Origin of the sequence: Panacagrimonas sp. (genome assembly GCF_965216805.1) — a bacterium.
Classification (GTDB): domain Bacteria; phylum Pseudomonadota; class Gammaproteobacteria; order Nevskiales; family Nevskiaceae; genus Panacagrimonas.
This window is the reverse complement of sequence record NZ_CBDCGN010000002.1, coordinates 1,510,465-1,536,340: the sequence shown is the minus strand read 5'-3', so window position 1 is coordinate 1,536,340 and position 25,876 is coordinate 1,510,465. Positions and strand designations below refer to the sequence as shown.

The 25,876-nt window shown below is 63.8% G+C and carries 23 protein-coding genes and 1 pseudogene; 7 read left to right on the top strand and 17 right to left on the bottom strand.

Annotated features, from left to right (window positions below):
* Window positions 1-178 precede the first annotated feature (178 nt).
* From ACOOHP_RS07330 to ACOOHP_RS07315, 4 genes and pseudogenes are all read left to right on the top strand, one after another.
* Window positions 179-1,923 (top strand): annotated as a pseudogene (locus ACOOHP_RS07330) (type I restriction-modification system subunit M).
* On the top strand, window positions 1,920-2,270 hold the full coding sequence (locus ACOOHP_RS07325) for a hypothetical protein (protein ID WP_420465798.1): 351 nt from the start codon (window positions 1,920-1,922) through the stop codon (window positions 2,268-2,270). Before ACOOHP_RS07330 ends, ACOOHP_RS07325 begins: the two are co-directional and overlap by 4 nt.
* Window positions 2,267-3,175, top strand: a complete 909-nt coding sequence (locus tag ACOOHP_RS07320; RefSeq protein ID WP_420465797.1) for an Abi family protein — start codon at window positions 2,267-2,269, stop codon at window positions 3,173-3,175. Before ACOOHP_RS07325 ends, ACOOHP_RS07320 begins: the two co-directional genes overlap by 4 nt.
* Window positions 3,172-4,527, top strand: coding sequence for a restriction endonuclease subunit S (locus tag ACOOHP_RS07315; RefSeq protein ID WP_420465796.1), 1,356 nt, complete (start codon window positions 3,172-3,174; stop codon window positions 4,525-4,527). Before ACOOHP_RS07320 ends, ACOOHP_RS07315 begins: the two co-directional genes overlap by 4 nt.
* Here the strand turns inward: ACOOHP_RS07315 and ACOOHP_RS07310 are convergent.
* Genes ACOOHP_RS07310 through ACOOHP_RS07300 form a run of 3 tightly spaced genes read right to left on the bottom strand, consistent with a single transcriptional unit; the run spans window position 4,524 to window position 6,441 of the window.
* Complete coding sequence (locus ACOOHP_RS07310; protein ID WP_420465795.1) at window positions 4,524-5,285, bottom strand: hypothetical protein; 762 nt, start codon at window positions 5,283-5,285, stop codon at window positions 4,524-4,526. The genes ACOOHP_RS07315 and ACOOHP_RS07310 overlap by 4 nt on opposite strands.
* A complete protein-coding gene (locus ACOOHP_RS07305) occupies window positions 5,282-5,755 on the bottom strand; it encodes a hypothetical protein (protein ID WP_420466957.1) in 474 nt (157 codons plus the stop codon). The genes ACOOHP_RS07310 and ACOOHP_RS07305 overlap by 4 nt, the downstream gene beginning before the upstream one ends.
* Window positions 5,755-6,441 carry a DUF433 domain-containing protein gene (locus ACOOHP_RS07300; RefSeq protein WP_420465794.1) on the bottom strand — a complete coding sequence of 229 codons (687 nt, stop codon included), beginning with the start codon at window positions 6,439-6,441 and terminating at the stop codon, window positions 5,755-5,757. The genes ACOOHP_RS07305 and ACOOHP_RS07300 overlap by 1 nt, the downstream gene beginning before the upstream one ends.
* Before the next feature lie 436 nt (window positions 6,442-6,877).
* On the opposite strand from ACOOHP_RS07300, the gene ACOOHP_RS07295 reads away from it, so the two are divergent.
* Both ACOOHP_RS07295 and ACOOHP_RS07290 read left to right on the top strand, forming a co-directional pair.
* Window positions 6,878-8,436 (top strand): IS3 family transposase gene (locus ACOOHP_RS07295; protein WP_420465030.1). Its coding sequence is split into 2 segments (ribosomal slippage): window positions 6,878-7,316 and window positions 7,316-8,436, totalling 1,560 coding nucleotides; the frame shifts between segments, so codons are not numbered across the junction.
* A gap of 30 nt (window positions 8,437-8,466) precedes the next feature.
* Window positions 8,467-11,412 (top strand): type I restriction endonuclease subunit R, encoded by a 2,946-nt coding sequence (locus ACOOHP_RS07290; protein ID WP_420465793.1) that lies wholly within the window; start codon window positions 8,467-8,469, stop codon window positions 11,410-11,412.
* A 41-nt stretch (window positions 11,413-11,453) separates the two neighbouring features.
* Here ACOOHP_RS07290 and ACOOHP_RS07285 read toward each other — a convergent pair whose 3' ends face one another.
* From ACOOHP_RS07285 to ACOOHP_RS07260, 6 genes are all read right to left on the bottom strand, one after another.
* Entirely contained in the window at window positions 11,454-12,050 is a 597-nt protein-coding gene (locus ACOOHP_RS07285) for a recombinase family protein (protein WP_420465792.1), read from the bottom strand.
* A gap of 174 nt (window positions 12,051-12,224) precedes the next feature.
* Window positions 12,225-13,783, bottom strand: a protein-coding gene (locus ACOOHP_RS07280) for an IS3 family transposase (protein WP_420465030.1) whose coding sequence is annotated in 2 segments (ribosomal slippage) — window positions 12,225-13,345 and window positions 13,345-13,783 — 1,560 coding nt in all. Because the reading frame shifts where the segments join, the coding sequence is not laid out codon by codon here.
* The gene (locus ACOOHP_RS07275; protein WP_420465791.1) at window positions 13,725-14,090 is read right to left on the bottom strand and encodes a hypothetical protein; all 366 of its coding nucleotides are present in this window, start codon (window positions 14,088-14,090) and stop codon (window positions 13,725-13,727) included. The genes ACOOHP_RS07280 and ACOOHP_RS07275 overlap by 59 nt, the downstream gene beginning before the upstream one ends.
* Window positions 14,091-14,093: 3 nt before the next feature.
* Entirely contained in the window at window positions 14,094-14,330 is a 237-nt protein-coding gene (locus ACOOHP_RS07270) for a helix-turn-helix transcriptional regulator (RefSeq protein WP_420465790.1), read from the bottom strand.
* Between the two features lie 61 nt (window positions 14,331-14,391).
* A complete protein-coding gene (locus ACOOHP_RS07265; RefSeq protein WP_420465789.1) occupies window positions 14,392-14,862 on the bottom strand; it encodes a hypothetical protein in 471 nt (156 codons plus the stop codon).
* Between the two features lie 339 nt (window positions 14,863-15,201).
* A complete protein-coding gene (locus ACOOHP_RS07260; protein WP_420465788.1) occupies window positions 15,202-16,425 on the bottom strand; it encodes a tyrosine-type recombinase/integrase in 1,224 nt (407 codons plus the stop codon).
* Between the two features lie 377 nt (window positions 16,426-16,802).
* Here ACOOHP_RS07260 and ACOOHP_RS07255 point away from each other — a divergent pair, with 377 nt between their 5' ends.
* A complete protein-coding gene (locus ACOOHP_RS07255; protein WP_420465787.1) occupies window positions 16,803-17,540 on the top strand; it encodes a competence protein CoiA in 738 nt (245 codons plus the stop codon).
* A 452-nt stretch (window positions 17,541-17,992) separates the two neighbouring features.
* Here the strand turns inward: ACOOHP_RS07255 and ACOOHP_RS07250 are convergent, their stop codons facing one another.
* The 8 genes from ACOOHP_RS07250 to greB form a co-directional block, all read right to left on the bottom strand.
* Entirely contained in the window at window positions 17,993-19,339 is a 1,347-nt protein-coding gene (locus tag ACOOHP_RS07250) for a flagellar hook-length control protein FliK (protein ID WP_420465786.1), read from the bottom strand.
* A gap of 13 nt (window positions 19,340-19,352) precedes the next feature.
* Window positions 19,353-19,796, bottom strand: a complete 444-nt coding sequence (locus ACOOHP_RS07245; protein ID WP_420465785.1) for a flagellar export protein FliJ — start codon at window positions 19,794-19,796, stop codon at window positions 19,353-19,355.
* A 12-nt stretch (window positions 19,797-19,808) separates the two neighbouring features.
* Window positions 19,809-21,173: a flagellar protein export ATPase FliI gene (gene fliI / locus ACOOHP_RS07240; protein WP_420465784.1), complete on the bottom strand. Its 1,365-nt coding sequence runs from the start codon at window positions 21,171-21,173 to the stop codon at window positions 19,809-19,811.
* Window positions 21,170-21,817, bottom strand: a complete 648-nt coding sequence (locus ACOOHP_RS07235; RefSeq protein ID WP_420465783.1) for a FliH/SctL family protein — start codon at window positions 21,815-21,817, stop codon at window positions 21,170-21,172. The genes fliI and ACOOHP_RS07235 overlap by 4 nt, the downstream gene beginning before the upstream one ends.
* Window positions 21,818-21,839: 22 nt before the next feature.
* Window positions 21,840-22,826, bottom strand: a complete 987-nt coding sequence (gene fliG / locus ACOOHP_RS07230) for a flagellar motor switch protein FliG (RefSeq protein WP_420466956.1) — start codon at window positions 22,824-22,826, stop codon at window positions 21,840-21,842.
* A gap of 32 nt (window positions 22,827-22,858) precedes the next feature.
* On the bottom strand, window positions 22,859-24,559 hold the full coding sequence (gene fliF / locus ACOOHP_RS07225) for a flagellar basal-body MS-ring/collar protein FliF (RefSeq protein WP_420465782.1): 1,701 nt from the start codon (window positions 24,557-24,559) through the stop codon (window positions 22,859-22,861).
* A 21-nt stretch (window positions 24,560-24,580) separates the two neighbouring features.
* Window positions 24,581-24,919, bottom strand: coding sequence for a flagellar hook-basal body complex protein FliE (gene fliE / locus ACOOHP_RS07220; protein ID WP_420465781.1), 339 nt, complete (start codon window positions 24,917-24,919; stop codon window positions 24,581-24,583).
* 137 nt (window positions 24,920-25,056) lie between these two features.
* On the bottom strand, window positions 25,057-25,605 hold the full coding sequence (gene greB, locus ACOOHP_RS07215) for a transcription elongation factor GreB (RefSeq protein WP_420465780.1): 549 nt from the start codon (window positions 25,603-25,605) through the stop codon (window positions 25,057-25,059).
* Between the last annotated feature and the right edge of the window lie 271 nt (window positions 25,606-25,876).

The following is a 25,876-nucleotide window of genomic DNA, read 5'->3' as shown; positions in this document are numbered from 1 at the left end:
CAGTTGCTCACGGATAGAGATGTGCGCTACAGACGTGTACACTATTGAATGAGTTAGATTTTTTCCTCGAGGTCATCTTAATGCTCGGCTCAAAACGGTCCCGAATGCCACTTCCGGCACCCGCCCACCCTGCCGCGATGACGTGGCCGGGCGGTTGGCTGACAAGAACCATTGCAACGTGAACCAACCCGCCCTTTCCGCCTTCATCTGGTCCGTCGCCGACCTGTTGCGTGGCGACTACAAGCAGTCCGAGTACGGCCGGGTGATCCTGCCGTTCACCGTGCTTCGCCGCCTGGACTGCGTGCTGGAGCCGAGCAAGGCCGCGGTGCTCGCCGAGTTCGAGGCCAAGACCAAGGCTGGCCTGAACCCCGAGCCGTTCCTGGAGCGCAAGAGTGGCCAGCGCGGGCTGTACAACACCTCGCCCCTGGACATGAAGACGCTCATGGGCGACCAGGACCACATCCGCGAGAACCTCTACAGCTACGTCCAAGCGTTCTCGCCAGCGGTGCTGGATATCTTCGAGCGCTTCGAATTCCACGCGCAGATTGACCGGCTGGCCAAGGCGCGGCTGCTCTACCAGGTTTCCGAGAAGTTCGCCGGCATCGACCTGCACCCGGAAGCCGTCGACAACCACAGGATGGGCCTGGTCTTCGAGGAACTGATTCGCAAATTCGCAGAAATCTCCAACGAAACGGCCGGTGAGCACTTCACCCCGCGCGAGGTGATCCGACTGATGGTGAACCTGATCTTCGTCGAGGACGACGACGTGCTCTCCAGACCCGGCGTGGTCCGCACCATCTATGACCCCACCGCCGGCACCGGCGGCATGCTCAGCATCGCGGGCGAGTATCTGGCCGAGCACAACCCCGGCGCCCGCCTTTCAGTCTTCGGCCAGGAACTGAACCCGGAGTCCTACGCCATCTGCAAGGCGGACATGCTCATCAAGGGCCAGGATGTCACCAGCATCGCCTTCGGCAATACCCTGAGCGACGACGGCCACCCGGCGAAGCAGTTCGACTACATGCTCTCCAACCCGCCGTTCGGCGTGGAGTGGAAAAAGGTCGAAAAGGACGTTCGCAAGGAACACGAGAGCCAGGGCTTCAACGGCCGATTCGGCCCCGGCCTGCCGCGCGTGAGCGACGGCTCCATGCTGTTCCTGCTGCACCTGATCGCCAAGATGCGCCCGGCCAAGGACGGCGGCAGCCGCTTCGGCATCGTGCTCAATGGCTCGCCCCTGTTCACCGGCGGCGCCGGCAGCGGCGAGAGCGAGATCCGCCGCTACGTGCTGGAGAACGACCTGCTGGAGGCCATCGTCGGCCTGCCGGTGGACATGTTCTACAACACCGGCATCAGCACCTACGTCTGGATCGTCAGCAACCGCAAGCCGGCCGCGCGCAAGGGCAAGGTGCAGCTCATCGATGCCAGCGGCTTCTGGCAGAAGATGCGCAAGAGCCTGGGCAGCAAGCGCAAGGAATTGTCGGACGCGCACATCGAGCGCATCACCCGTTTGTTCGGTGGTTTCGAGGAAGCCTCGGACGGCGACAAGCCCATCTCCCGATCTTCAAGAACGAAGACTTCGGCTACCGCACGATCACCGTCGAGCGCCCGCTCAAGGACGAGCACGGCAAGCCGGTGCTCGGCGCCAAGGGCAAGCAGAAGGGCAAGCCGCAGTCAGACAGCAACCTGCGCGACACCGAGAACGTGCCTCTGCACGAGGACGTGGAGACCTACTTCAAGCGCGAGGTGCTGCCTCACGCTCCCGACGCTTGGATCGACCACGAGAAGACCAAGGTCGGGTACGAGATCCCGTTCAACCGTCACTTCTACGTCTTCCAGCCGCCGCGCCCGCTGGCCGTGATCGACGCCGAACTCAAGCAGACCACCGACCGCATCCTGGACATGATTAAGGGGCTGTCGGCGTGAACAACGGGGTCGCGGGCAGCAATGTGCAGAAACTGCACATACGTGAAATCGTCGCCAGCAACGGGAAGGCTCGCGACTCAACGAATTCCACAATGGAAACGGTTCCGGCCGCGGCCCCCGCGTTTGCCAAGCTCGCCGTTTCGCCGGAAATGCGCTTTCGTGGCGACGATGACAAACGGTGCCGGAGCGTGTTTTTGTGCAAGTACAACAATATGTTACGCAGAATCCGCCTGCCGGCTATTGGCATCTCTCAGCGGGCATCCCACAATTTGCGTAACAACACCCGTCACGCCTCTCCACGGAAGCGCACCAGGGCGGGTTTTTTATTGCCCGGAGTCCGGCCGTGAAGTATGCGAAGCCGGCCCTGACAGTTGAACAGCAGGTCGATCAGCTCCTGCGTCGCGGCATGATCATTCAGGATCGTGAACGCGCCGCGCACCACCTGCACCACATCAACTATTACCGTCTGCGCGCGTATTGGCTGCCTGACGAAGTGTCGTCGCCAGTTCAGGGCGATCACTTGTTCCGACCAGGCACCGACTTCGACGACATCATCGACCTCTACAGTTTCGACCGGAAGCTGCGGCTCTTGGTCATGGATGCGATCGAGCGTGTGGAAGTCTCGCTTCGCACCAGATGGGCTCATGTTCTCGCGCTGCGTTACGGTGCCCACGCCTACCTGGACCCGGCCCTGTTCCGCAAACCGGCGCAGCATGCCAAATGCGTTGAGAAGTTGAAGGAAGAGCTTCAACGCAGCCACGAAACCTTCGTGCTGCACTACCGCAAGACATACACCGAGCCGGAGTTGCCGCCGTTCTGGGGTATCTGCGAGTTGCTGTCCTTCGGCCAACTGTCGCTCTGGTTCCAGAATCTCGCGGACGGTGCCGATCGCGTAGAGATCGCGCGGCCCTACGGTCTTGACGAGCAGATCATCAAGTCCTTCGCCCACCACCTCACCTACGTGCGCAATGTCTGCGCGCATCACAGCCGGCTTTGGAATCGTGAAATGACGATCGGCATGAAGGTGCCCGCCAAGCCCGAGTGGCTGGGTGCCGCGTTCAACACCGAGATGCCCAAGCGAATGCACAACACGCTGGTCATGCTGGCCTACATGCTCGGCATTATCAGCCCGGGTACACACTGGCCAGAGCATCTGCTGGCTCTGCTGAACGAACACCCCAAGGTCGATGTCGCGGCAATGGGATTTCCGGCGCTGTGGCGCGAATCGCCGATCTGGGAGGGAGCGGCATGAGCTTTCCGCGGTATCCCGAGTACAAGTACAGCGGGGTGGAGTGGTTGGGGGAGGTGCCGGCGCATTGGGAGCCCAAAGCCTTGAGAGCCCTCGCACGCCCTGGAATCGACACGTTTATCGATGGCGACTGGATTGAGGCGCCGTACATTACTGATGACGGGGTTCGCCTAATTCAGACCGGAAATATCGGCGTCGGACATTACAAAGAGCAGGGATTCCGATTCGTCTCAGAGGAGACATTCCGAGCGCTGCGGTGCACTGAGGTTGAACCAGGAAATGTCCTGATCTGTCGTCTAGCAGACCCAGTCGGCCGCGCATGCATTGCGCCAGATCTTGGAGCGAAGGCGATCACCTCTGTAGATGTCGCCATCTTGAAACTTGCTACAGATCATGACGCCGGCTTCGTCGTGTACTTGCTCTCGTCAGCTCAATACCTTGGCTATCTTGAAGGCCAATGTCGCGGAGGAACACGCGACCGTGTCGCCCGCAGCTTCCTCGGAGCGATTCGGCTTCCGATACCGCTCGCAGCCGAACAAACCGCCATCGCCACCTTCCTCGACCGCGAGACCGGCAAGATCGACGCGCTGGTGGCGGAGCAGGAAAAGCTGATCGCGCTGCTCAAGGAGAAGCGTCAGGCCGTCATCTCCCATGCCGTCACCAAGGGCCTGAATCCCGATGCCCCGATGAAGCCCTCCGGCATCGAGTGGCTCGGTGATGTGCCGGCGCATTGGGAGGTGCGCGCCCTCCGCACGCTGTCCTCGGTTGTTCGTGGAGCCTCGCCTCGTCCCGCAGGCGATCCAGAATTCTTCGACGGCGATCACATCCCTTGGGTGACAGTCGCGGAGATCACCAAAGACGAGATGAAGGATTTAACCAGCGTGGACGAGTATCTGACGGCAGCGGGCATGGACCGCAGCCGAGTATTCAAATCCGGAACGGTTATCTACTCTAACAGCGGGGCAACGCTGGGTGTGCCCAAGATTCTCAAGTTCGATGCCTGTGCCAATGACGGCGTTGTCGGATTCGAGGAACTCGACGGCAGGTTATCGCCGGATTTCATTTATCAGTTCCTAGCTGCACTGACGCCGACTATCCGCGAGGAGGTAAAGCAGGGTTCCGGCCAGCCCAACCTGAACACCGATATCGTCAAGGCGATCCGAATCGCACTGCCTCCGATGCAAGAACAGGCGGATGTGTGTGGTTACATCGAAGCGACAGAAAATCGTTTCAGCGCCTTGACTCTTGAGGCTGAGCGCGCGATCACCCTCCTCAAAGAACGCCGCAGCGCCCTGATCTCCGCCGCCGTCACTGGCCAGATCGACGTGCGTGGAATATTTACGCGCGTCGATTAGAAACCAGGCTTGTCTGCCAACCTCGCAGCCATCGCAGACATTTCGACGATGAAAGTTCGCCGTGCAATCGATTCATGGATGTCCGACTTGATCGTCGCCCAAAAGGCCGAATCGACTCGTTCGGCATTCGACAGTTCTTCGCGAAGGACGGCGAGCGCCCGAACGCCGAGTTGTAGCGAGTCCGCAAGTCGCTTCACCAGATGATCCAGGTCGATCTGGGGATAGCTCGACGCACCATGGAATTTTCTCGCCGGCTCTCGATCAATTCGAAACTGCAGCTCTCCGCGCCACAGCTCCAGCGCCTGATGGAATCGAAGCAGTTGGGCAACGGTTCCGGGATGCAAAAAGGCGTAGGTGTCGCGCATCGCAGAGAAAACGTGCGCTTGGTCTGGGAGAAACTTCTGCAACCGGAACGCATCCACCTGCTGACGATCGGGGTCGAGACTTCGGCTGTGCAACCTGGACCACGGCCTGTGGAAATCCCATGCGCAGCGGAATACCAGAAACAAAGTCTCGCTGTAGATGGACTCGCGTGTCCTTTCCGCGGTCTGGTGCGATTGGAATAAATACACTGCAAGTGCCGCCGCAGCAGCAATCGATGCCGACGCCAGAGTGGACGGATCAATGCCGGCAACCTTCGCACTTTTGCCGCACAGCACAAATCCCAGTGCGACCACAATCAGCAGGACTACGGCAAGCCATGGCCAACCATCGCCGCGGGAAAGCCGCTTCTTGAGGGTATAGAGGTGTTCGGTCATCCGATTTTTCCGGCTGCTCCGGCTGCGAGCACTGATCGCTGACGATAGGAATCGACTTTCGGGTACCAGAGTTCAACTCGGCCCGGCGCCGCAGCATCGTCGGTGGCGGCGCTTGGTGCAGGCCGGTAAACCTTAGCGATGTACGGCGGCTCGTGTCGCTCGATGAAACTACGGATGCGGGGCCATGTTGCAACAAACGCGTGCGCCAACTGAGGGTAAGGCGCGTGGCCAATGACCACCAGCAAGGGCACGCAGTGCTGGATGACGGCGGCCAGCTCGTTGGGCTTGTAGCGGATGCGGCCGTCGTGTGTGACAGCAATCCATCCGCGCTTGCCGACTTCCGCCAGCCAGATTTCGTCGGCGCAGTCGGGCGCGAAGTGATCAGCATGGCGTTCAACGGTGAGGCCCGCGTCCCGGAGAATCTCGGGAAATTTCTTACCCAGGTCCCGGTCCGTGAACAGGACCGGCATCACGCAGCGCGCTCGTAGAGCACTGCCTCCTCGATCTCACTGGCGGTGAGCCCGTAGTCCTCCGCGAGGTCGGCGGAGGATTCGCCGGAGTCGATCCGTTCGGCGATGGTGCCGGTGGTCACGCCGCTGCGGTTGAGCACCGGCCGGCCGAAGGCGATCTGCGCGGAGATCGAGACAGCGCGCTCGCTCGCAGAGGCGATTCCGCTGGAGGTGAACGGGTAGAGCCTTACCGGGAACTTCCATTCATCCCACTCGACGCGCGCGAGGTGAGCGTTGAACAGGTGTCGCAGGGCAATCTGGCCCGAGGCAGACAGCTCAACCAATTGGCCATAGCGCTCCAGCAGCAGCTTGCCCGCGTCGGTTCTCAACTCAGTGCTCAGCAGCAGGCGTTCGATCTTCAGCGTGCTCTGCGCGTAGCGGATGGCCTTGCGCAGCGCGTCCATCGAGACGCCGTGATCGGTGCGCAGGGAGCGCAGTACATGGGCTTCGATCAGATTCCAGAACGACAGGCTGGGCGGCGGATGGCTGACCGGGCGGATCAGCGGGCTGGTGTGCACGACGCCGGTTCCGCGGGGATACGGCCGTCCGACAAACCATGAGCGCAGCGTAGCGGGTGCCACCTTGAGGTAGCGGGAGGCTTCGGCCAGGGTATAGGCCGGCTGGTCACGGATGTCAGTCTTGGTCATGCAGAGGTTGCGGTCCGTCGTGCGGCGACAATTGTAGTGCAGTGGTGGGCGGTCTGAAGGGGCGAGGTTTACCTGACGAGATGAGGCAATATCGGTGAATTGGGCCCGCCAGACACCGACAGCAGCTTTGAAAACAAAGAGTTGCGAAGGGTGGCCGCGGTCGGCCGGGACTTGCGTGGATACCGAGGGCAATGGGGAATGAGCCTGCACAAGGAAATCGAGTTCGAGAACGACCTATGCGCCCACCTCGCGACGCATGGCTGGCTTTACGCGGCTGGCGACGCCCCAAGCTACGACCGCGCCCGTGCGCTGTACCCGGCCGACGTGCTCGCCTGGGTACAGGCCACGCAACCGAAAGCCTGGGAGGTGCCCCCCCGCGTCAGAATAGTTGCCGCCTTGATAGGACCATCCCTGGGGGCGTCAATGAAGGTAGAACGTGGCTCGATACGGACAAGGATTCAAGGACCGCGCGGTAGCGCGGCTGTTGCCGCCTGAAAGCGCGGCGGTGGAAGACGTGGCGTTAGCAGTGGGAGTGGGTGCCCAGACCTTGCAGCGTTGGCGAGAGCAGACGCAGTCCGGGCCGGTGAAGGCTCGGACGTGGACCGCGGGATCGCGTCTGGAGGCGGTGATTGCAACAGCACCGATGGCCGAAGCGGATCGGAGTGTGTGGTGCCGGGAACAGGGTGTATTTCCGACGGAGTTGGAGAAGTGGCGGGCCAGCGCAACGGCCGCACTGGCGGAACCCGAAGAAGCCCGTGCCAGTCCGCAGGCGACGCGACAGGACCGCAAGCGCATCAAGGAGCTGGAGCGCGACCTGCTGCGCAAGGACCGGGCGCTGGCGGAGACGGCGGCTCTGCTGGTCCTTTCAAAAAAACTCGCGGCGATCTTCAACAAGGCAGAGGACGAATGATCGACCTCGAAGATCGCCAACGCCTGGCCCACAACATTCAAATCGCCCAGGGTGCCGGTGCCCGGCTGCACGCCGCGTGCGACACCGCGGGCATCGACACCCGCACCCTGCAGCGCTGGAGAGCGTGCGGGGGGCTCGTGGACGGCGATGGAAGGCCCCAGGCCGTCCGACCCACACCGGCGCATGCCCTGAGCCTGGCCGAGCGTGCCGAGCTCTTGCGCGTGGCTAATGAGCCGCGCTTTGAGGCCGTGCCGCCAGCGCGCATCGTGCCGATGCTGGCCGACGAAGGCGTGTACCTAGCCAGCGAGTCCAGCTTCGCGCGTGTGCTGCGAGCACATGGCCAAGCCACTCACCGTGGACGCGCCCGCGAGCCGCACACGGTACGCCCACCGACCACCCACATCGCCACTGCACCGCGCCAGGTGTGGTGCTGGGACATGACCTATCTGCCGGCCACGGTGCTGGGACGCTGGTATCACCTCTACCTGATTCTCGACCTCTACAGCCGCAAGATCGTCGGCTGGGAGGTCCATGACCGCGACCATGCCGATCACGCAGCGCATCTGGTGCGGCGCACCGCCCTGGCAGAGGGCATTGCGGCCCTGGTGAACAAGCCCGTGCTGCACGGCGACAACGGCGCCACGCTCAAGGCCACCACGGTGCTGGCGATGCTGCACTGGCTCGGAGTGAAGCCCTCCTACTCGCGGCCGCGGGTGAGCGACGACAACGCCTACGCGGAATCGCTCTTCCGCACCGCCAAGTACCGGCCCGAGTTTCCGGCCAGAGGATTCGAAGACCTGGCGGCAGCGCGCGCCTGGGCAGCCGGCTTCGTGCGCTGGTACAACATCGATCATCGCCACAGCGGCATCCGCTACGTCAGCCCGGCACAGCGCCACGACGGCAGCGATGGTCCGATCCTGGCGGCGCGCCACGCGCTCTACGCCCAAGCCCGCGAACGAAACCCTGCACGATGGTCAGGCGCAACGCGAAACTGGTCGCCGGTACTCGCCGTCACCCTCAACCCCGAACGCGACTGCGTCATCAACACCCACGTCGCCGAAACCTTTAAGCAACTCGCTGCATGAATGAGGCGGCAACTACCTTGACGCGCGCCGGTGCTGAGTAAGAGCCACGGCGCTGGCGCGGAGTCGGTGCTGCTCGACCGCATCCGTAAGCAACTCGACGACCGCGGCACCCTGGACGTGCTGCGTCACGGTGTGGAGCTGCTCGGCCTCAAACAGCCCCTGTCGCTGGCGCAGTTCAAGCCGGCGCTGGCGATGAACACCGAGATCATGGCGCGCTACGAATCCAATCGACTGCGCGTGGTGCGGCAGCTTCGCTATTCTCTGCACAACGAGAACTGTATTGACCTCGTGCTGTTTCTAAACGGCATCCCCGTGGCCACGGTGGAGCTGAAGACCGACTTCACGCAAAGCATCGACGACGCGGTGGATCAGTACCGCTTCGATCGTCACCCTAAGCCCAAGGGCCAGAACGCCGCCGATCCGCTGCTGGATTTTCCGCGCGGTGCGCTGGTGCATTTCGCGGTCAGCAACAGCGAGGTGCGCATGAGCACCAAGCTGGCCGGCCCCGCGACCACCTTCCTGCCGTTCAACCAGGGCGACAACGGCGCGGCCGGCAACCCGGTGAATCCTGTTGGCCACCGCACCAGCTATCTGTGGGAGAGAGTCTGGGCACGCGAGAGCTGGCTGGAGATCATCGGCCGTTACCTCGTCGCACCTCGCGACGACAAGAAGAAGATCAAGGCGATCATCTTCCCGCGCTACCACCAGCTCGATGCCACCCGCGCGCTGCTCGCCGCCGTGCGCAGCGAAGGCCCGGGCCAGCAGTACCTGATCCAGCACTCCGCCGGCTCGGGCAAGACGAACTCCATCGCCTGGACCGCACACTTCCTGGCGGACCTGCACGATGACCAGCACCAGAAGCTGTTCGACACCGTGCTGGTGGTGAGCGACCGCAACGTGCTCGACTCGCAGTTGCAGGAAGCCATCTACGACTTCCAGCGCACCACCGGCGTCGTCGCCACCATCAAGAACGAGGCCGGTGCGAAGAGCGCGCAGCTCGCAGAAGCACTGTCCGGCAACAAGAAGATCGTGGTCTGTACCATCCAGACCTTCCCGTTCGCGCTGGCGGCCGTGCAGGAGCTGGCGGCGACGCAGGGCAAGCGCTTCGCGGTGATCGCCGACGAGGCGCACAGCAGCCAGACCGGCGAGGCCGCGTCCAAGCTCAAGCAGTTGTTGTCCGCCGAGGAGTTGAGCGATCTGGCTGACGGCGGTGAAGTGAGCACGGAGGATGTGCTGGCCGCGCAGATGACCGCGCGTGCCGCGGATGCCGGCATCACCTACGTCGCCTTCACCGCCACGCCCAAGGCCAAGACCCTGGAGCTGTTCGGGCGCAGGCCCAAGCCTGAGCTACCCGCTGGCCCCGACAACCTGCCCGCTCCGTTCCACGTCTACTCCATGCGTCAGGCCATCGAGGAGGGCTTCATCCTCGACGTGCTGCGCAACTACACGCCGTACAAGCTGGCCTTCAAGCTGGCGAACAACGGCAAGGAATGGGACGAGAAGGAGGTTGAGCGGGACGAGGCCATGAAGGGCCTGATGCGCTGGGTGCGGCTTCACCCGTACAACATCAGCCAGAAGGTGCAGATCGTCGTCGAGCATTTCCGCGAGAACGTGGCACCCCTGCTCAACGGTCAGGCCAAGGCGATGGTGGTGGTCGCCAGTCGCGTCGAGGCTGTGCGCTGGAAGCTCGCCATCGAGAAATACATCAAGGGGCAGGGCTACAAGATCGGCACGCTCGCCGCGTTCTCTGGTGAGGTGAACGATAAGGAGTCCGGACCGGACCCGTTCACCGAGACCTCCGCCGCGCTCAACCCCAATCTCAAAGGCCGTGACATCCGGCAGGCGTTTGCTACTGACGAGTACGGCATCCTGCTCGTCGCCAACAAGTTCCAGACCGGGTTCGATCAGCCGCTGCTCTGCGGCATGTACGTGGACAAGCGCCTGGCCGGCGTGCAGGCGGTGCAGACACTCTCCCGCCTTAACCGCGCGCACCCCGGCAAGGGCACCACCTACGTCCTGGACTTCGTGAACGACCCGGACGAGGTGCTGGCCGCGTTCAAGACCTACCACACCACCGCCGAGCTGGACGGCGTGACCGACCCGAACCTGGTCTACGACCTCCGCGCACAGCTCGACACCAGCGGGTACTACGACGACAACGAAATTGAGCGCGTGGTGCGTGCAGAGCTGAATCCCAAGGGCACCCAGGCCGAGCTGTCCGCGGCCCTGGAGCCCGTCGCCGACCGGCTGATGAAGAAATACAAGGCCGCGCGCGAAGCCCACGTCGTGGCCGTCGCCAAGAAAGACAAGGCCGGCGAGAAAGCGGCGAAGGAAGAAATGGACGCGCTGCTACTGTTCCAGCGCAATCTCGGTGCCTTCATTCGGGTGTACACGTTCCTGAGCCAGATCTTCGACTACGGCAACACCGACATCGAGAAGCGCGCCATCTTCTTCCGCCGCCTGCTACCTCTGCTGGAATTCGGCCGCCAGCGCGAGGGGGTGGACCTGAGCAAGGTTGTGCTCACGCACCATCGCCTGAAGTCAGACGAGGCCCAGGACCTGCCGCTCAGCTACGGCGACCCCACCAAGCTCAAGCCCCTGACCGAGGCCGGCAGCGGCGAGGTGCGCGAGAAAGAGAAGATCTACCTCGCGCAAATCATTGCCAAGGTGAACGAGTTGTTCGAGGGCGAGGTCACCGACAACGACAAACTGGTGTACGTGAACAACGTGCTCAAGGGGAAGCTGCTGGAGTCCGACATCCTGATGACCCAGGCCGGCAACAACTCCAAGGAGCAATTCGCAAACTCGCCCGACCTCAACAGCCAACTCATGAACGCGATCATGGATGCGCTCAGCGCTAACACGGCCATGAGCACTCAGGCATTGAACTCGGAGAAGGTCCGAGCAGGGCTACTGGAGATTCTGCTCGGGCCCGGGCAGTTGTACGAGGCATTGCGGCAGCGGGGGGCTGAGTAGGCGACGGGACGCGGCATGACCGAAGTCCGGCGGAGGATCACTTACGCGGTGACCGTCTGAACCGATGCTGCCGGGTTCTGCGGATAGCCCGCGCGGTCAAGCGCGGCATTGAGCGTCACCCGCGATATCCCGAAATGCGCGGCCACCTCGGTCTTGGTCATCATCGGGTCCATGAGCATGGCAGCAGCCTTGCGTACATCGGCCTTGGACAGCTTTGGACGGCGCCCGCCCATTCGCCCTCGCGCACGCGCCGCTGCAAGGCCGGCCACGGTGCGGTCCCGAATCAGATTGTGCTCGAACTCGGCCAGCGCGCCGAAGACGTGGAATATCAGCCGCCCCCCCGCACTGGAGGTGTCAATGCTCTCGGTCAGCGACCGGAAGACCACACCGCGTGCTTCCAACCCGTGAATAATCTCCACGAGGTCTTTCAGCGAGCGACCCAACCGGTCGAGCCTCCAAACCACCAGCGTGTCCCCTTTGCGCAGGGTACGCAGGCAAGCCTCCAGTTCTGGCCGCTCACGAACGCGGCCCGAAACCTTTTCCTGGAAAACCTGCTCGCACGCCGCCGCCGACAAGGCGTCGAGCTGCAGTTCGGGATTCTGGTCCTGAGTCGAGACGCGAGCGTAGCCAATTCGCATGATAAGGTACCTTATCTGTACGTTGATAACTGTACACGATATCTTTACGAAAAACAAGTCAGTTTGGATTGTTTTCAGGCCAGCCCTGGCACGTACAGAATACGGTGGTATGAAGTGCGGGCACTTGCCGACCTCTCCACCTACCGGCGCGCGTCAAGGTAGTTGCCGCCTCATTCATGCAGCGAGTTGCTTAAAGGTTTCGGCGACGTGGGTGTTGATGACGCAGTCGCGTTCGGGGTTGAGGGTGACGGCGAGTACCGGCGACCAGTTTCGCGTTGCGCCTGACCATCGTGCAGGGTTTCGTTCGCGGGCTTGGGCGTAGAGCGCGTGGCGCGCCGCCAGGATCGGACCATCGCTGCCGTCGTGGCGCTGTGCCGGGCTGACGTAGCGGATGCCGCTGTGGCGATGATCGATGTTGTACCAGCGCACGAAGCCGGCTGCCCAGGCGCGCGCTGCCGCCAGGTCTTCGAATCCTCTGGCCGGAAACTCGGGCCGGTACTTGGCGGTGCGGAAGAGCGATTCCGCGTAGGCGTTGTCGTCGCTCACCCGCGGCCGCGAGTAGGAGGGCTTCACTCCGAGCCAGTGCAGCATCGCCAGCACCGTGGTGGCCTTGAGCGTGGCGCCGTTGTCGCCGTGCAGCACGGGCTTGTTCACCAGGGCCGCAATGCCCTCTGCCAGGGCGGTGCGCCGCACCAGATGCGCTGCGTGATCGGCATGGTCGCGGTCATGGACCTCCCAGCCGACGATCTTGCGGCTGTAGAGGTCGAGAATCAGGTAGAGGTGATACCAGCGTCCCAGCACCGTGGCCGGCAGATAGGTCATGTCCCAGCACCACACCTGGCGCGGTGCAGTGGCGATGTGGGTGGTCGGTGGGCGTACCGTGTGCGGCTCGCGGGCGCGTCCACGGTGAGTGGCTTGGCCATGTGCTCGCAGCACACGCGCGAAGCTGGACTCGCTGGCTAGGTACACGCCTTCGTCGGCCAGCATCGGCACGATGCGCGCTGGCGGCACGGCCTCAAAGCGCGGCTCATTAGCCACGCGCAAGAGCTCGGCACGCTCGGCCAGGCTCAGGGCATGCGCCGGTGTGGGTCGGACGGCCTGGGGCCTTCCATCGCCGTCCACGAGCCCCCCGCACGCTCTCCAGCGCTGCAGGGTGCGGGTGTCGATGCCCGCGGTGTCGCACGCGGCGTGCAGCCGGGCACCGGCACCCTGGGCGATTTGAATGTTGTGGGCCAGGCGTTGGCGATCTTCGAGGTCGATCATTCGTCCTCTGCCTTGTTGAAGATCGCCGCGAGTTTTTTTGAAAGGACCAGCAGAGCCGCCGTCTCCGCCAGCGCCCGGTCCTTGCGCAGCAGGTCGCGCTCCAGCTCCTTGATGCGCTTGCGGTCCTGTCGCGTCGCCTGCGGACTGGCACGGGCTTCTTCGGGTTCCGCCAGTGCGGCCGTTGCGCTGGCCCGCCACTTCTCCAACTCCGTCGGAAATACACCCTGTTCCCGGCACCACACACTCCGATCCGCTTCGGCCATCGGTGCTGTTGCAATCACCGCCTCCAGACGCGATCCCGCGGTCCACGTCCGAGCCTTCACCGGCCCGGACTGCGTCTGCTCTCGCCAACGCTGCAAGGTCTGGGCACCCACTCCCACTGCTAACGCCACGTCTTCCACCGCCGCGCTTTCAGGCGGCAACAGCCGCGCTACCGCGCGGTCCTTGAATCCTTGTCCGTATCGAGCCACGTTCTACCTTCATTGACGCCCCCAGGGATGGTCCTATCAAGGCGGCAACTATTCTGACGCGGGGGGCCTGTTCGCCGACGCGCTGCGCGGCAAAGCGCGCCAGATTCGCCAGCAACTCGGACTGCAGGAAGAACCGGCGGTGACCGAACAAAAATGGCCTGGGAAATCCCGGCTCCATCTTCAGCCTTTTGAAACCCGTGGTGGCGCTGGCAGCACCAAGCATCGCGAACCCTTCCAGCAAACGAACGGCCCGGTCGCCGTCGGGGATCTGCGTGACGGTCTCGCCGTCGTGTTGGTCGGCGGGCATGGCTCAAGCTGCCTTTGCGCTCAGAACTGCGCGCAGTTCGCCCACGTTCCAAGTCGTGACGCGCGGCCCTCGCTTTCGCGGTTTCGGCAGACGGCCTTCACGTACCCAGCGCCAGACCGTTGCCGCGCTGATACCGAACAGCGCTTCTACGGTGGGCTGGCGGACTTCACCCGCGTCCGGCATGGTGTCGAAGTACCGGCATGATTCCGGTAGACTTTCAGCTGTAACTTTCTGCGACATGGTGCGGCACTCCATAAGGGGTGCAGCATGATTCGCTTTATAGCGCGTCGATGCGTGGTACCTATTCGTCCCTAATAGTTACCCCCTCGCTATCCGCGAAATCTCGAACTTCCCTCGCGAGTCTCTTGATGTGAATGTCTACCGTGTCCGTGCTGATTCCGAATCTGTCCGCGAGCTCTGCCACTGCGTCGGCCTTCAAATCCCCTGCTTGGCGCAAGCTGACGTAGGCGAAAGCCACGTCTAGAGGATTCGCCTTTCGCCTCATGTTCGGATTGCCGCGCTTCTTCGGTGACGGCGTGTTGATCAGCGCTGCGTAATGCTCGCGGACTATCCGCGCCGCTTCTTTCAAGTCGAACGCCTGCGTTACTACTTCACTCTGGTCGTCCGCGTCGTCACCTGGATCGCTGGCCAACAATTTGTCTGCCAATTGCTCCAGCAGATTCGCAATGCGCCGACATCTGGCTACCTGAACCGCGCGCTCTTCTTGCGTTTGGTCCGGCAGAGTCCCACGCTGCCGCTGCTTTATCGTCATCGCGCACCGTCCCTGCGCCCTTCAAGGGTCGCCACGGCAACGGGTGAAGGTGTCCCGCATTCGGCTGGCCGGCCTAGCCTTGGCAATTCGGTGTGAAGCGATAATGGACTACAAGCAGGTCTCACTGTGACCTTATGCGCCTCAGTCGAATCTCAGAGTTTCAGTCCTTGTTCTCGGTTGCCTCGCGCCCGACGCGCACCACCGTGCTCGGCTGGATTGAGGCCGGCGTCATTAAAGCCCGCAAGATCGGCCGTTGCTGGTACATCGACCTAGACGAATTCGAGGACAGCACAGGCAACGAATTGGCGGACCGCGTCCCGAGAGCGTCTGGTCGAACAGTCAACCACTTGACGCGCTCCTGATCGGCACTACTTTGCCGCATTCCTCGCCTCTCACGATCAGGTGCAGGTGCGCCGCCCACGCCCCTAAAGCAGCACGCTTTTCGTCGTAGTAGTCGTGTCGGTCATAGGTGGCGCCGATGCTCCGATCCTTGTGATTCAGGATCGCGTCTTGCACCACGCGGGGCACGCGTAGGCGGCCCAGGTTCGTCGCCATCGTCCGGCGCAGATCGTGCGAAGTAAACCGCTCCGCGATGGCGAACTCGCCGTGACCCAGTTCATGGGTCGCCACGTCAGCCCGAAGATGGCCGCTCTTCTTGCCCTTGCGAGGGAACAGGTACGGACCGGCATCGTCCAGCCCTTCGAGCAGGGCCAGCGCGACTTGTGGCAGCGGCAGCAAACATTCGCGACGGTTCTTGGTCCGCGCCCCAGGAATCAGCCATTCCCCTTTCTGGCGGTCCAACTCTGACCAGCGGGCGCCTGCAATCTCGCCAATACGGCAGCCGGTCAGCAACTGCAGCCGCAGCGCGGTTTGCGTGTCGGCGGGAATGTTCGATTTCGGCAGGCCGTTCCAGAAAAGGCGCAGCTCGCCATCGGTCAGGGTGCGGTCGCGTGCGGTTTCATTGGCAGGCGCCTTCACGCCCGCGCACGGCGAAGCTGGCAGTACGTCACGCTGCACCGCCCAATTGAACATCTTGCGCACCACTGCCAGCAAACGATTGGCGCGAATAGGGGCGGTTTCCGCCACCTTATCCAGCAAGGCCACCACGTCGCGGCGCTCGACGTCCTTTGCCTTCAGGGAGCCCCATTCGGGCAGCACCAGTCCTTCGAGCATCAGTTCGTCAGCTCGCCAGCTCCGTTTCTTCTTCTTGGAGTGCAGACGGATGAAGTCAGCAGCGAGATCAGTAATGGTCGGATCTGCACGGTCAGCTTTGCGCTTCAACTGCTTCGCTGCTTTGCCGCGCCTCACGACTTCGGCAGGGTCGGCGCCCTTCTTCACGGTGCCGGTCAGCGCGGCCCATTCGGTCCGGGCGGCAGCCAGCGAGTCCGCCTCCAGGAATACCCGCTTGAGAACTCCATCTTGGCGGAATCGGTAGGTGTAGCTGCGAGCACCGCTGGGGTAGACCACCACCACTAGGCCACGATGCCCAACGATGGCGGTTTCGTACTCCTTTCGCCTCGACTTCAGCGCCTTGATCGATGCATCACTTGATTTGACCGGCATCGAAACCCCGATACTTACCCCGATACTTTGAGGCGAGACTACATGACACGGCATGAGTCGTCTAGTGCCTATGTTTTAATGTCAGAACAACGTTTCAAGGGGGTACGTATCGAGGCAGGCCGTCTCACGACGTTCCAAATCTGGTGACTGTTAATCACTTGGTCCCAGGTTCGAGTCCTGGTCACGGAGCCATACTTTTTAGCCCTTATGCCGGGCTGAGAACCCTTTTTAAGGCTTCTCGCTGAAGGCACGTCGGCCTCCATCGTAGCCAGCGCTACTCTCATTTCTGCGATGAGAGCAGACCGCTGGCTCGATGTCTTCGTATCGAAAAACGCGTCGCAGAGGCAGCTCAAGTTAGCCGCCGCCTCGAAGACCCGTTGAGGAGCCGGCAATTGAGGATAGCTCTCTCCAGTGAGGGGACAAATCTCGCCCCCAAGCGTTCGGGGCAACGCGCGATCTGCCCCGCGTGCCGCGCGCCAGTTGTGGCGCGTTGCGGAAGACTTAACTGTTGGCATTGGAGTCACCTCGGGAAAGTTGATTGCGACCCATGGGCTGAGCCGATTTCGGATTGGCACTTGCAGTGGCAGCAACACATCCAGACTCTCGGCGGGCAAACGGAAGTCGTAATGACCCGGGATGGTCAAACTCACCGAGCCGATGCAGTTCTGAATGGCCGGGTGATCGAATTTCAGCACTCCTCGATCTCAGTCGCGGAAATTCTGGCGCGCGAAGCGTTCTACGGAGACATGGTCTGGATGTTTGATGTCCGCGCCGCCTACGAAGCGGATCGCTTTCTCTTACGTCTACGAAAGGGCCACGAGACGTTTCGTTGGAAGCACCCCCAAAGATCGATCGTTTTGGCCTCGAAACCCGCTTTCTTTGATCTTGGCGGAGGTAAAGTCCTAAGGCTTCGAAAGATGTATCGGTCGACCCCATGCGCGGGATGGGGGAATTTGATGACCGTGAATGCCATGGATGACGGCAAACCACTACGAGACCAACGTACAGACAAGGAACGCGAGGCCGACTACGGATCGGAACTGGCTCGTCAAAACGAAGAGGCATACCAACGCTATGGTGTTGTCTCCGAGATAATTCCCGAACCGATTGATTAATTGGATTAATCATGCTGCCCTCGAAAGGAACTCTGGTAAAACGAAGGTGATACTTCTGGATCCCGGCGGCCGTCTTCGGCCCCGCCGCCAACGTCCAGGCCTTGGCCAGCCCCAGCTCCCACCCCAGCTGGGCAGCCTCAGCCGAGCACAAAGGGCATGCCGCGAAATAGTCGACCGGTTGCCATTTCCGATCCGCTACCGGCACAGTCCGGGTCGGCTCAGCCTCGAACCGCTCACCGCACGCCCTGCAATGAAAGTGCAACGCCTTTCCGGGATCCACTCGTCCGCCTCAGCCTCGCCGGCAACTCGAACAGAACCCGTCTGGTTCCCAGTACGTACCGGTCGGGGAGCCAACCCAATAGACGTCTAAGCCCGGACCAACACCCGGGCTTTTTTTGCGCCTGGATGGCGACACCACGCCGTGATGCGCGCCGGGCCGCAACGTCGGGGCCTCAAACGTAATCGTCGATGAGACCTCGGCGTGAGACCAGCCTCGTTGCGGGTCGGCTCTCCTCGACTTCGATTCCGGTCCTGGCCTCGGCGGCTTCGCCTCCGCTGAAACCGGGCTGCGACTGACCGCGGTCCTGGGAAAACACCTGGGCGTGCTGCAGTTCCAGGCCGCGCGCCGAAAGCAGGGTGGACAGGCTGGGCAATGAGGTTTGCACCACGTCGCGCACGCTGGCGTCGGCCATGTCGAAGCGCACAGCCACTTTCTCACCGTCCAGCCTGAGTTTGACCTCCAGCGGCCCCAGCGCCTCGGGGTTCACCCGAATGCGGATCTCGTGCACGCCCTGATCGAGGTGCCAGATCACGCTATCGGCCAGTTGTCGCGGGGCCTGCGGATGGCGGATTTCCAGTGGCCCCGACAGCGCCGACGGCAGACCGGCGCGCTCGACCGGCGAGGACTGCGGATTTGCAACCGGCGCGGCGACAGTGGTGGGCGCTCCGGCGGGGTCGGCGATCCCTTCCAGAACGATGCCCGCGCTTGCTGGCGCGGAAGGTTGCGCCGCGGGGTCGAGTATCGCAGCCAGGGTGTCGAGCATGCTCACGGCACCCGCAGGGGCCGGCGGAGTGGCGCCTGCCAGATTCAGCGCCGCCAGGGGGCTGCTGCTACCGCCCACGATGCCGTGGCCGCCAGTCGTGGTCGGCGCCGTGGTGGTCGCAGTGCCTTGCACCACTGAAGCTGAAAGCCGTGCGGCCAGCGTGGACAGCACCATCGTCGCGTCTGGCTTGCTGGCCTGCGGAGTGGCGCCGCCTGCCGTCGGTCGCGCAACCAGCCCCAACTCGACGGCCATGCCCAACCAGCTCGTCATCGCGGGCGGCAGGGCGGCGTCCGGATCGGCAGCAACCTCGATCGGCGTCGCCGAAACCTTCTCCGGGCCGGCGGCCGATACGCCGGCTTTGGCGGCGACCATCAGGGATGCCAGCGCGGCCAGCAGCTGCGTCTCCGGCAGCGCAGCTGCGGCGGCGTCGGCCGACGTTGGCTTGGCGCTACGCACTGGCGGCCGCGCCTGGGCTTCGGGGATCGCCCCCGCTGCAAGGCCTTCGGATAACAGCTTCGCCAGCGCCGCCAACCCGCGGTCGGCGACCGGCTCGACGCTGCTGGCGGCGGCCGGCGGTCCCAGCCCGGCCAGTGGCGAACTGGCGCCGGAAGCGGGGCTACGAAGACCGCTCGTCATCGCAGCGAGGTCGGACGCGAAATTGCCAGCGGCCTCGCCGTCGCCCGTCGTCGGGTTGGGACCCGCGTTGGCGGTGGTGGTGGTGCCCAGCGGTCCCAGGGTGGAGAGTTTGAGATCCATGCGCGGCAATGTATCAGTCGGTGTTGGCCCCGGGCCGCCCCGCGAACACGCGTAGCGCGAACTCGTCCAGGCCTCGCTGTTGGTGTTGCTCGGCCGTCCGGTTCTGGCGATCGATCGCGGCGGTCTGCAGCACCCCGAATTTCTGCTGTCCGGCTCTCTGCTCCAGCCAGGACCGGGTGGATTCGTGCACCGCGTGCGTCGCTTGTTCCACCGTGCGGCGCTGCTGCGCCTCGGCTTCGCCCAGTCGCGCCATGAAGCGCTCGCGATTGGCGATCAGCATCGACGACAAGGGCAGCGGGCGGGAACGGTAATCGTCCATGTAGCGCCGCAATTCCTGCAGGCGGTGTTCCTGCTCGTTGAGGCCGGCCTTGCGGCGGCCCACTTCCTCCGCGGCACGATCGGCGCGCGATGCCGCGACTTTCACCAGGACTTCGAGACGATCGACGCTCATGACCATGACAGTTCAGGCTCAGCGGGACGGTGTGGCAGCGGACGCCAGTGCGGCCAGCGCGGCGCAGCTTTCGGCATAGCTGGCGCCGGCACTGGCCGACTGCTGCAGGAAGGTTTCCATCGACGGCCACGCCGCGATGGCGGCGTCCACGCGCGGATCGGCGCCCTTCTGATAGGCGCCGATGGCAATCAGGTCGCGGTTCTGTCGGTACGCCGAGTAAAGCTGGCGAAATCGTCGCGCCTGCTGTTGCTGGGTCGCCGGCACGATGTCGTTGGCCACGCGCGACACCGAGGCCTCGATGTCGATGGCCGGATACAGGCCGGCGTCGGCGACGCTGCGTGACAGCACGATGTGGCCGTCAAGAATGCCGCGCGCGGTATCGGCGATCGGGTCGTTGGGATCGTCGCCCTCGGTCAGCACGGTGTAGACCGCAGTGATGGAGCCGCCGCCGGGCATGCCGTTGCCCGCGCGTTCCACCAGCGCCGGCAGCTTGGCGAATACCGATGGCGGATAGCCTCGCGTGGTCGGTGGCTCGCCCACTGCCAGCCCGATTTCACGCGCAGCCTGGGCGAAGCGCGACAGCGAATCCATCAGCAACAGCACATGCCGGCCCTGATCGCGAAATGCTTCGGCGACCGAGGTTGCCAGCCAGGCACCACGCATGCGCTGCAAGGGCGGACGGTCGGCAGGCGTGGCAACGATGACGGCGCGCTTGAGGCCTTCCGGCCCCAGATTGCGCTCGATGAAATCGCGCACTTCGCGACCGCGCTCGCCGACCAGGCCCACCACCACCACTTCGGCCCGGGTATAGCGCGTCATCATGCCGAGCAAGGTCGACTTGCCGACGCCGGTACCGGCGAACAGACCCAATCGCTGACCCCGCCCGACCGTAAGCAAGGTATTGATCGCGCGCACACCGACATCCAGGGGTTCGCGGATGGGCTCGCGGAGCAGGGGGTTGATGCTGGTGCTGCGCAGCGATTTGCGCGTCACGTTTTTGAGTCTGCCCAGGCCGTCCAGCGGCGCGCCTTCGGAATCGAGCACACGGCCGAGCAAGCCATCGCCGACTGGAAATTCGGGTCGCCGGGTCAGGGGCACTACCCGCGCGTTGGGCAGCAGACCCTGCATCTCGCCGGCCGGCATCAGGTAGGTGCGGTCGCCCGAAAAACCCACGACCTCGGCCTCGATACTGGAATGATCCGCCGCATCGATGCGGCAACGGCCACCGATTTGCACGCTCAGACCGGCCGCTTCCAGAGTCAGCCCGACGACACGCTTGAGCGTGCCCTCCACCACCATGGTGTCGTACTCGCGGACATGACGGCTGCGATCTTCCAGCACGCGGACCAGACGCAGGTTGCGCTGCGCTGCGAACTCGTTCAACTCGCCTCTCCCAACAAGCGCTGCGCGAGCTGCGCCTGGCGCGTATCCAGTCGCGCATCGACCCGGGCAGTGTCGGTTTCCACCACGCAGTCACCCGGCATGAGCTGGCGGTCCGGCACCAGCGTCCAGCCTTCGGCTTCTGCGGTTTGCGGCAGATGTTCGGCGATGACTCTGGCGTCCTCCGGATGCAGGCGGATGCGCAGGCTGCGCGTGGGTTGAGCCAGGTGTGAGACGGCCTCGCGCACGACACCCAGCATTTTTTCGGGCGCGGCTTCCAGCTCCTGCTGCACCAGGCGACGCGCCAGTTCCAGCATCAGCGCGACCAGTGCGCTTTCGGTCTGCGTGTCGACCTCCGCCACCGGCGCGCTCAAGTGACGCAGCAGCAGGCGCAGTCGCTCGGCTTCGGCGCGCGCCGCGCCGGCACCCTGGGAATATCCATCGGCATAGCCGCGCGCGTGGCCCTCGCGAAAGGCCTCGGCCTCGATGTTCTCGACCTGCTGCGCAGTCGGCGGTTCGGGCGTCGGCACCGATCGGGCACGCAGCATCTCGTCGAAGCTGGGCAGCGACCAGGCGGCGGCGCTGCCGCTCAACTGCTCGCCCGAGAGCACCGGCGTATAGCCACCGTTGTCGCGCGCTGCATTCATCGCAAGGCTCCGACCGACGTGCTCATACCATCTCCTCGCCCTTGCCGCCGATGACGATGGTGCCGGCGTCGGCCAGACGACGGGCAGCCGCCAGCATCTCCTTCTGGGCGGCCTCCACATCGGCCAGGCGCGCCGGACCCTTGGCTTCCATGTCCTCGATCAGCATTTCGGCCGCGCGCTGCGACATGTTGCGCGTGATCTTGTCCTTGACCTTGGGATCGGCCCCCTTGAGCGCCATGCCCAGGGTTTCGGTGCCGATCTCGCGCAGCAAGGTCTGAATACCGCGATCATCGATACCGGCAAGGTCATCGAACACGAACATCAGTTCCTGGATGCGGTTGGCAAGCTCACCGTCGGCTTCGCCGATGCGCGTGCTGATGATCTGCTCGCTGCTCGAATCCATCAGGTTGAGAATGTTGGCGGCCTTCTTGACGCCGCCGACACTGGACGACTTGAGGTTGTTACCACCGGAGAATTGCTTCTCCATGATCTCGTCGAGTTCCTTGAGCGCGGCGGGCTGGATGCCGTCGAGACGCGCGATGCGCATGACCACATCGGCGCGCATGCGTTCGGGCAACAGCGCCAGCACTTCCGCCGCCTGGTCGGAATCCAGATAGGCCAGCACGATGGCGACGATCTGCGGGTGCTCGTTGCGCACCAGGTCGGCGACCGCGCGGGTTTCCATCCATTTGAGCGCTTCCAGACCCTTGCTGTTGCGGCCCAGCAGAATGCGGTCGATCAACCCGGCCGCCTTGTCTTCGCCGAGCGCATTGACCATGACGCGACGCACGTAGTCGTCGGCGCCGACGCCGAGCGAGGTCTGGCTTTCCAGCGTGCTGACGAAGTTCTCCATCACCACGGTGGCTTTGTCGCGCGACACGTTGCTGAGGCAGGCCATGGCCTGCCCTACTTTCTGCACGTCCTTGGCACCCATGTGCTTGAGCACTTCGGCGGCTTCGATCTCGCCCAGTGACATCAACAGAATGGCAGCACGCTCGGGCCCGGGAATTTCGAGTCTGGACTTTGCAAGCTCGGCCATGGTCAGGGCGCTCCGTCTTCGGACAGCCAGGACTTCACGACCTGGGCGACCCGCTTGGGGTCCTGCGCCACTACGCTGCGCGCGGTGTGCAGCTTCTTCTCGTAGGGGCCGCTGATATCGAGCGGAGACGGCTCTTCCTCCTCCGGCTCAGCCTCCAGACTGCGCTTGCGCGAACGACTGCCGACGGCATCCCGCGCATCCGGCTGGTGTTCGATCGCGCCCAGGGTGCTCTGCAGCGCCGGACCTGGCATCGGCGTCGGCGTGAGCAGCACTTTCAGCGCGGGACGCAGGGCGGCAAAGATCAGCACCAGCACCGCCAGCAAGCCGAAGCCGTGACGCAGCATCGTCTGCGTCTGCGGCTGCATCCAGATCGGCAGCGCAGCTGCCTCGACGATGGGCAACTCCGGCATGAAGCTGACGTTCTGCACGGTGACGCGATCGCCGCGGTTGGCGTCGAACCCCACCGCATCGCGTACCAGGGCTTCGACGCGGGCAATCTCCTCGGGCGCCAGCGGCTTGAGGCTGCTGCCACCCTTGCCGTCCGGCCGCGGCAGGTCATCCACCAGCACCGCCACGGTGAGCTTCTTCAAGCGCCCCACCGGCTGACGGGTGTGCGACAAAGTGCGGTCCACCTCGAAGCTGCGCGAGGCATTGCGCGATTCATTGACCGGCGCGGCATTGGCGTCCTGCGTCTGGCCGGCGAGCGCGTTGAGCGGCAGCGCCGGCTGCGCCTGCGGCGGCTGGTTCGACAGCGCGCCCGGCACGCCCTGGGGGCCGGGCGGGCCACTGGTTTTCTGCTCGCTGGTGACTTCGGCGCGCAGCACCGACCGGTCCGGTGCGTAGCTCTCGCGCGCTTCCTCAGTCTGCGAGAAGTCCAGTTCCGCGGCGACCTGCGTGCTGATCTTGCCGGCGCCGGTGACCGGTGCCAGCAGTTGCTCGATGCGACGCACGTAATCGGCCTCCACCCGGCGCGCATAGTCGAACTGCTCTGTAGACACCGACAAGGCGTCGTCGTCCTGACCGCTCTTGAGGCGCCCGAACTGATCCACCACAGTGACGCGCTCGGGCTTCAGGCCTGACACGCTGGACGCCACCATGTGCACGATGGCCTGCACCTGGCTGGCTTCGAGCTCGCGACCCGGATGCAGGTTCACCAGCACCGAGGCGCTGGCACCCTGTTCGGCGCGAGCGAACGCGGTGGGCTTGGGAATGGCCAGATGTACGCGCGCCGCCTTGACCGGTGCAAGCAATGCAACGCTGCGCGAAAGCTCCGTCTCCAGCGCATGGTTGTAACGCGCACCTTCCAGAAAGCTGCTTACACCCAGACCAGGGTCCTGCGCCATCATCTCGAAACCATTGGCGCTGGCCTTGGGCAAGCCCTGCGAGGCCAGCAGCAAACGCGCTTCATGAGCCTGTCCGGCAGCGACCGTCAGCGCGCCGCTGGACGAGTCCAGGCGATATTCGATGCCATTGCTGCGCAACACCTCACTGGCGGCGGCCGCATCCTGCCCCGCCAATTCCGGGAACAGCACCACCTGCCCGGGCCGTTGCGACCAGGTGAAGGCGTAGATGCCGCCGGCCACAGCGGCCGCAATGCCCACCAGCAGCAACAGCTGACGCACGATCGGCAGATCCTTGACCGCGCGCAGGTGGGTCGGAATGCCGGCGGGTAGCGGCGGTGCAGCGGTTTCGGCCAGGGCCATTGGGTGCGTGCCTTGTCAGATTTACAGCGGCATGTTCATGACGTCCTGGTAAGCCCGCACCATGCGGTTGCGAACTTCCACCAGGCCTTTGAATTCCACCTGCGCGCGACCGGACGCCAGCATCACCGACGCGATGTCGGTGTTGGGATCGCCCAGCTGGAAGCGCGACTGCAGCTCGGCCGACTCGGTCTGGCGCAGGCTCACCCGATCCAGCGCAGCTTCCATCACGCGGCCGAAGTTCGGTGCTCCGCTTGCGGTGCTGGCGGCCGCAGCCGGTACGGCGGGACGCGCAGGCGCGCCGGCCTGCGCCTGCAGGGCACGGATCTGGGACAGCACGCTGTTGACGTCGATCTGGGACATGGCCGGTCGGGATGTCGGTTCCCCGGCGTTGGAGCAACTCCTGTTCCAGTAAAAACGGCGTCGGGATTACGGCGCCGCTGCCTGCAGCAGGTCGCGACACGCCCTGACAAGGTCAGCCCACTTGCACCACCACTGCCCTACTCGTAGCGCACGGAAAGGATCTCGAATTCGCTGACGCCACCCGGTAGCTGCGCTTCCACGACATCGCCGGCGCGGTGCTTGAGCAGGGCGCGCGCCAGCGGCGAGTCGATGCTGATGCGACCCTGCGCGGCGTCGGTTTCATCGGGTCCGACGATGCGATAGCAGCGACGCTGGTCGTGTTCATCTACCAGTTCCACCCAGGCGCCGAAGTACACGCTGGCGAGATCGGCAGTCGGTCGTTCGGCGACGACCAGCGCGGGGATTCTGCGCTGCAGGTAGCGCACCCGCCGGTCGATCTCGCGCAGCTCTTTCTTGCGGTACTGGTATTCCGCGTTTTCCGAGCGGTCGCCTTCGGCAGCAGCCGCCATCAGCGCCCTGACCACTTCCGGTCGCCGCACGCTCCACAGCTGGTCGTACTCGGCCTTGAGCCGGGCATGGCCTTCGGGCGTGATGTAGGGCGAAGAACGCGTCGGCGATTCGCGAAAGCGCTCCGACCCGTCTTGCGGATCGTCGAAGTCCTCTTCCTTACCCCATCCCCGCGCCATCGCCCGTGTCCAGCCGTTCTTGCTTGTGGGTCTCAATCCCCAACGCGCCCGCTGGAGAAGATTACCGGGGAATCCGGCTTCTGTGATCCAGCGCACAGTGCTCGCTTGCGCCCAGTCATCATCTGCCGCATTAAATGGCAGCGCCCGTAATCTGCCGGCTCCACGAGGATCGTCCCATGCTGCAGCGAATCATCGCGTTGACGATTGTCGCATTCGCGCTGTCAGGCTGCGGCGGAGGCTCGGGGGGAAACGACCACGCGCCGCCCGATGA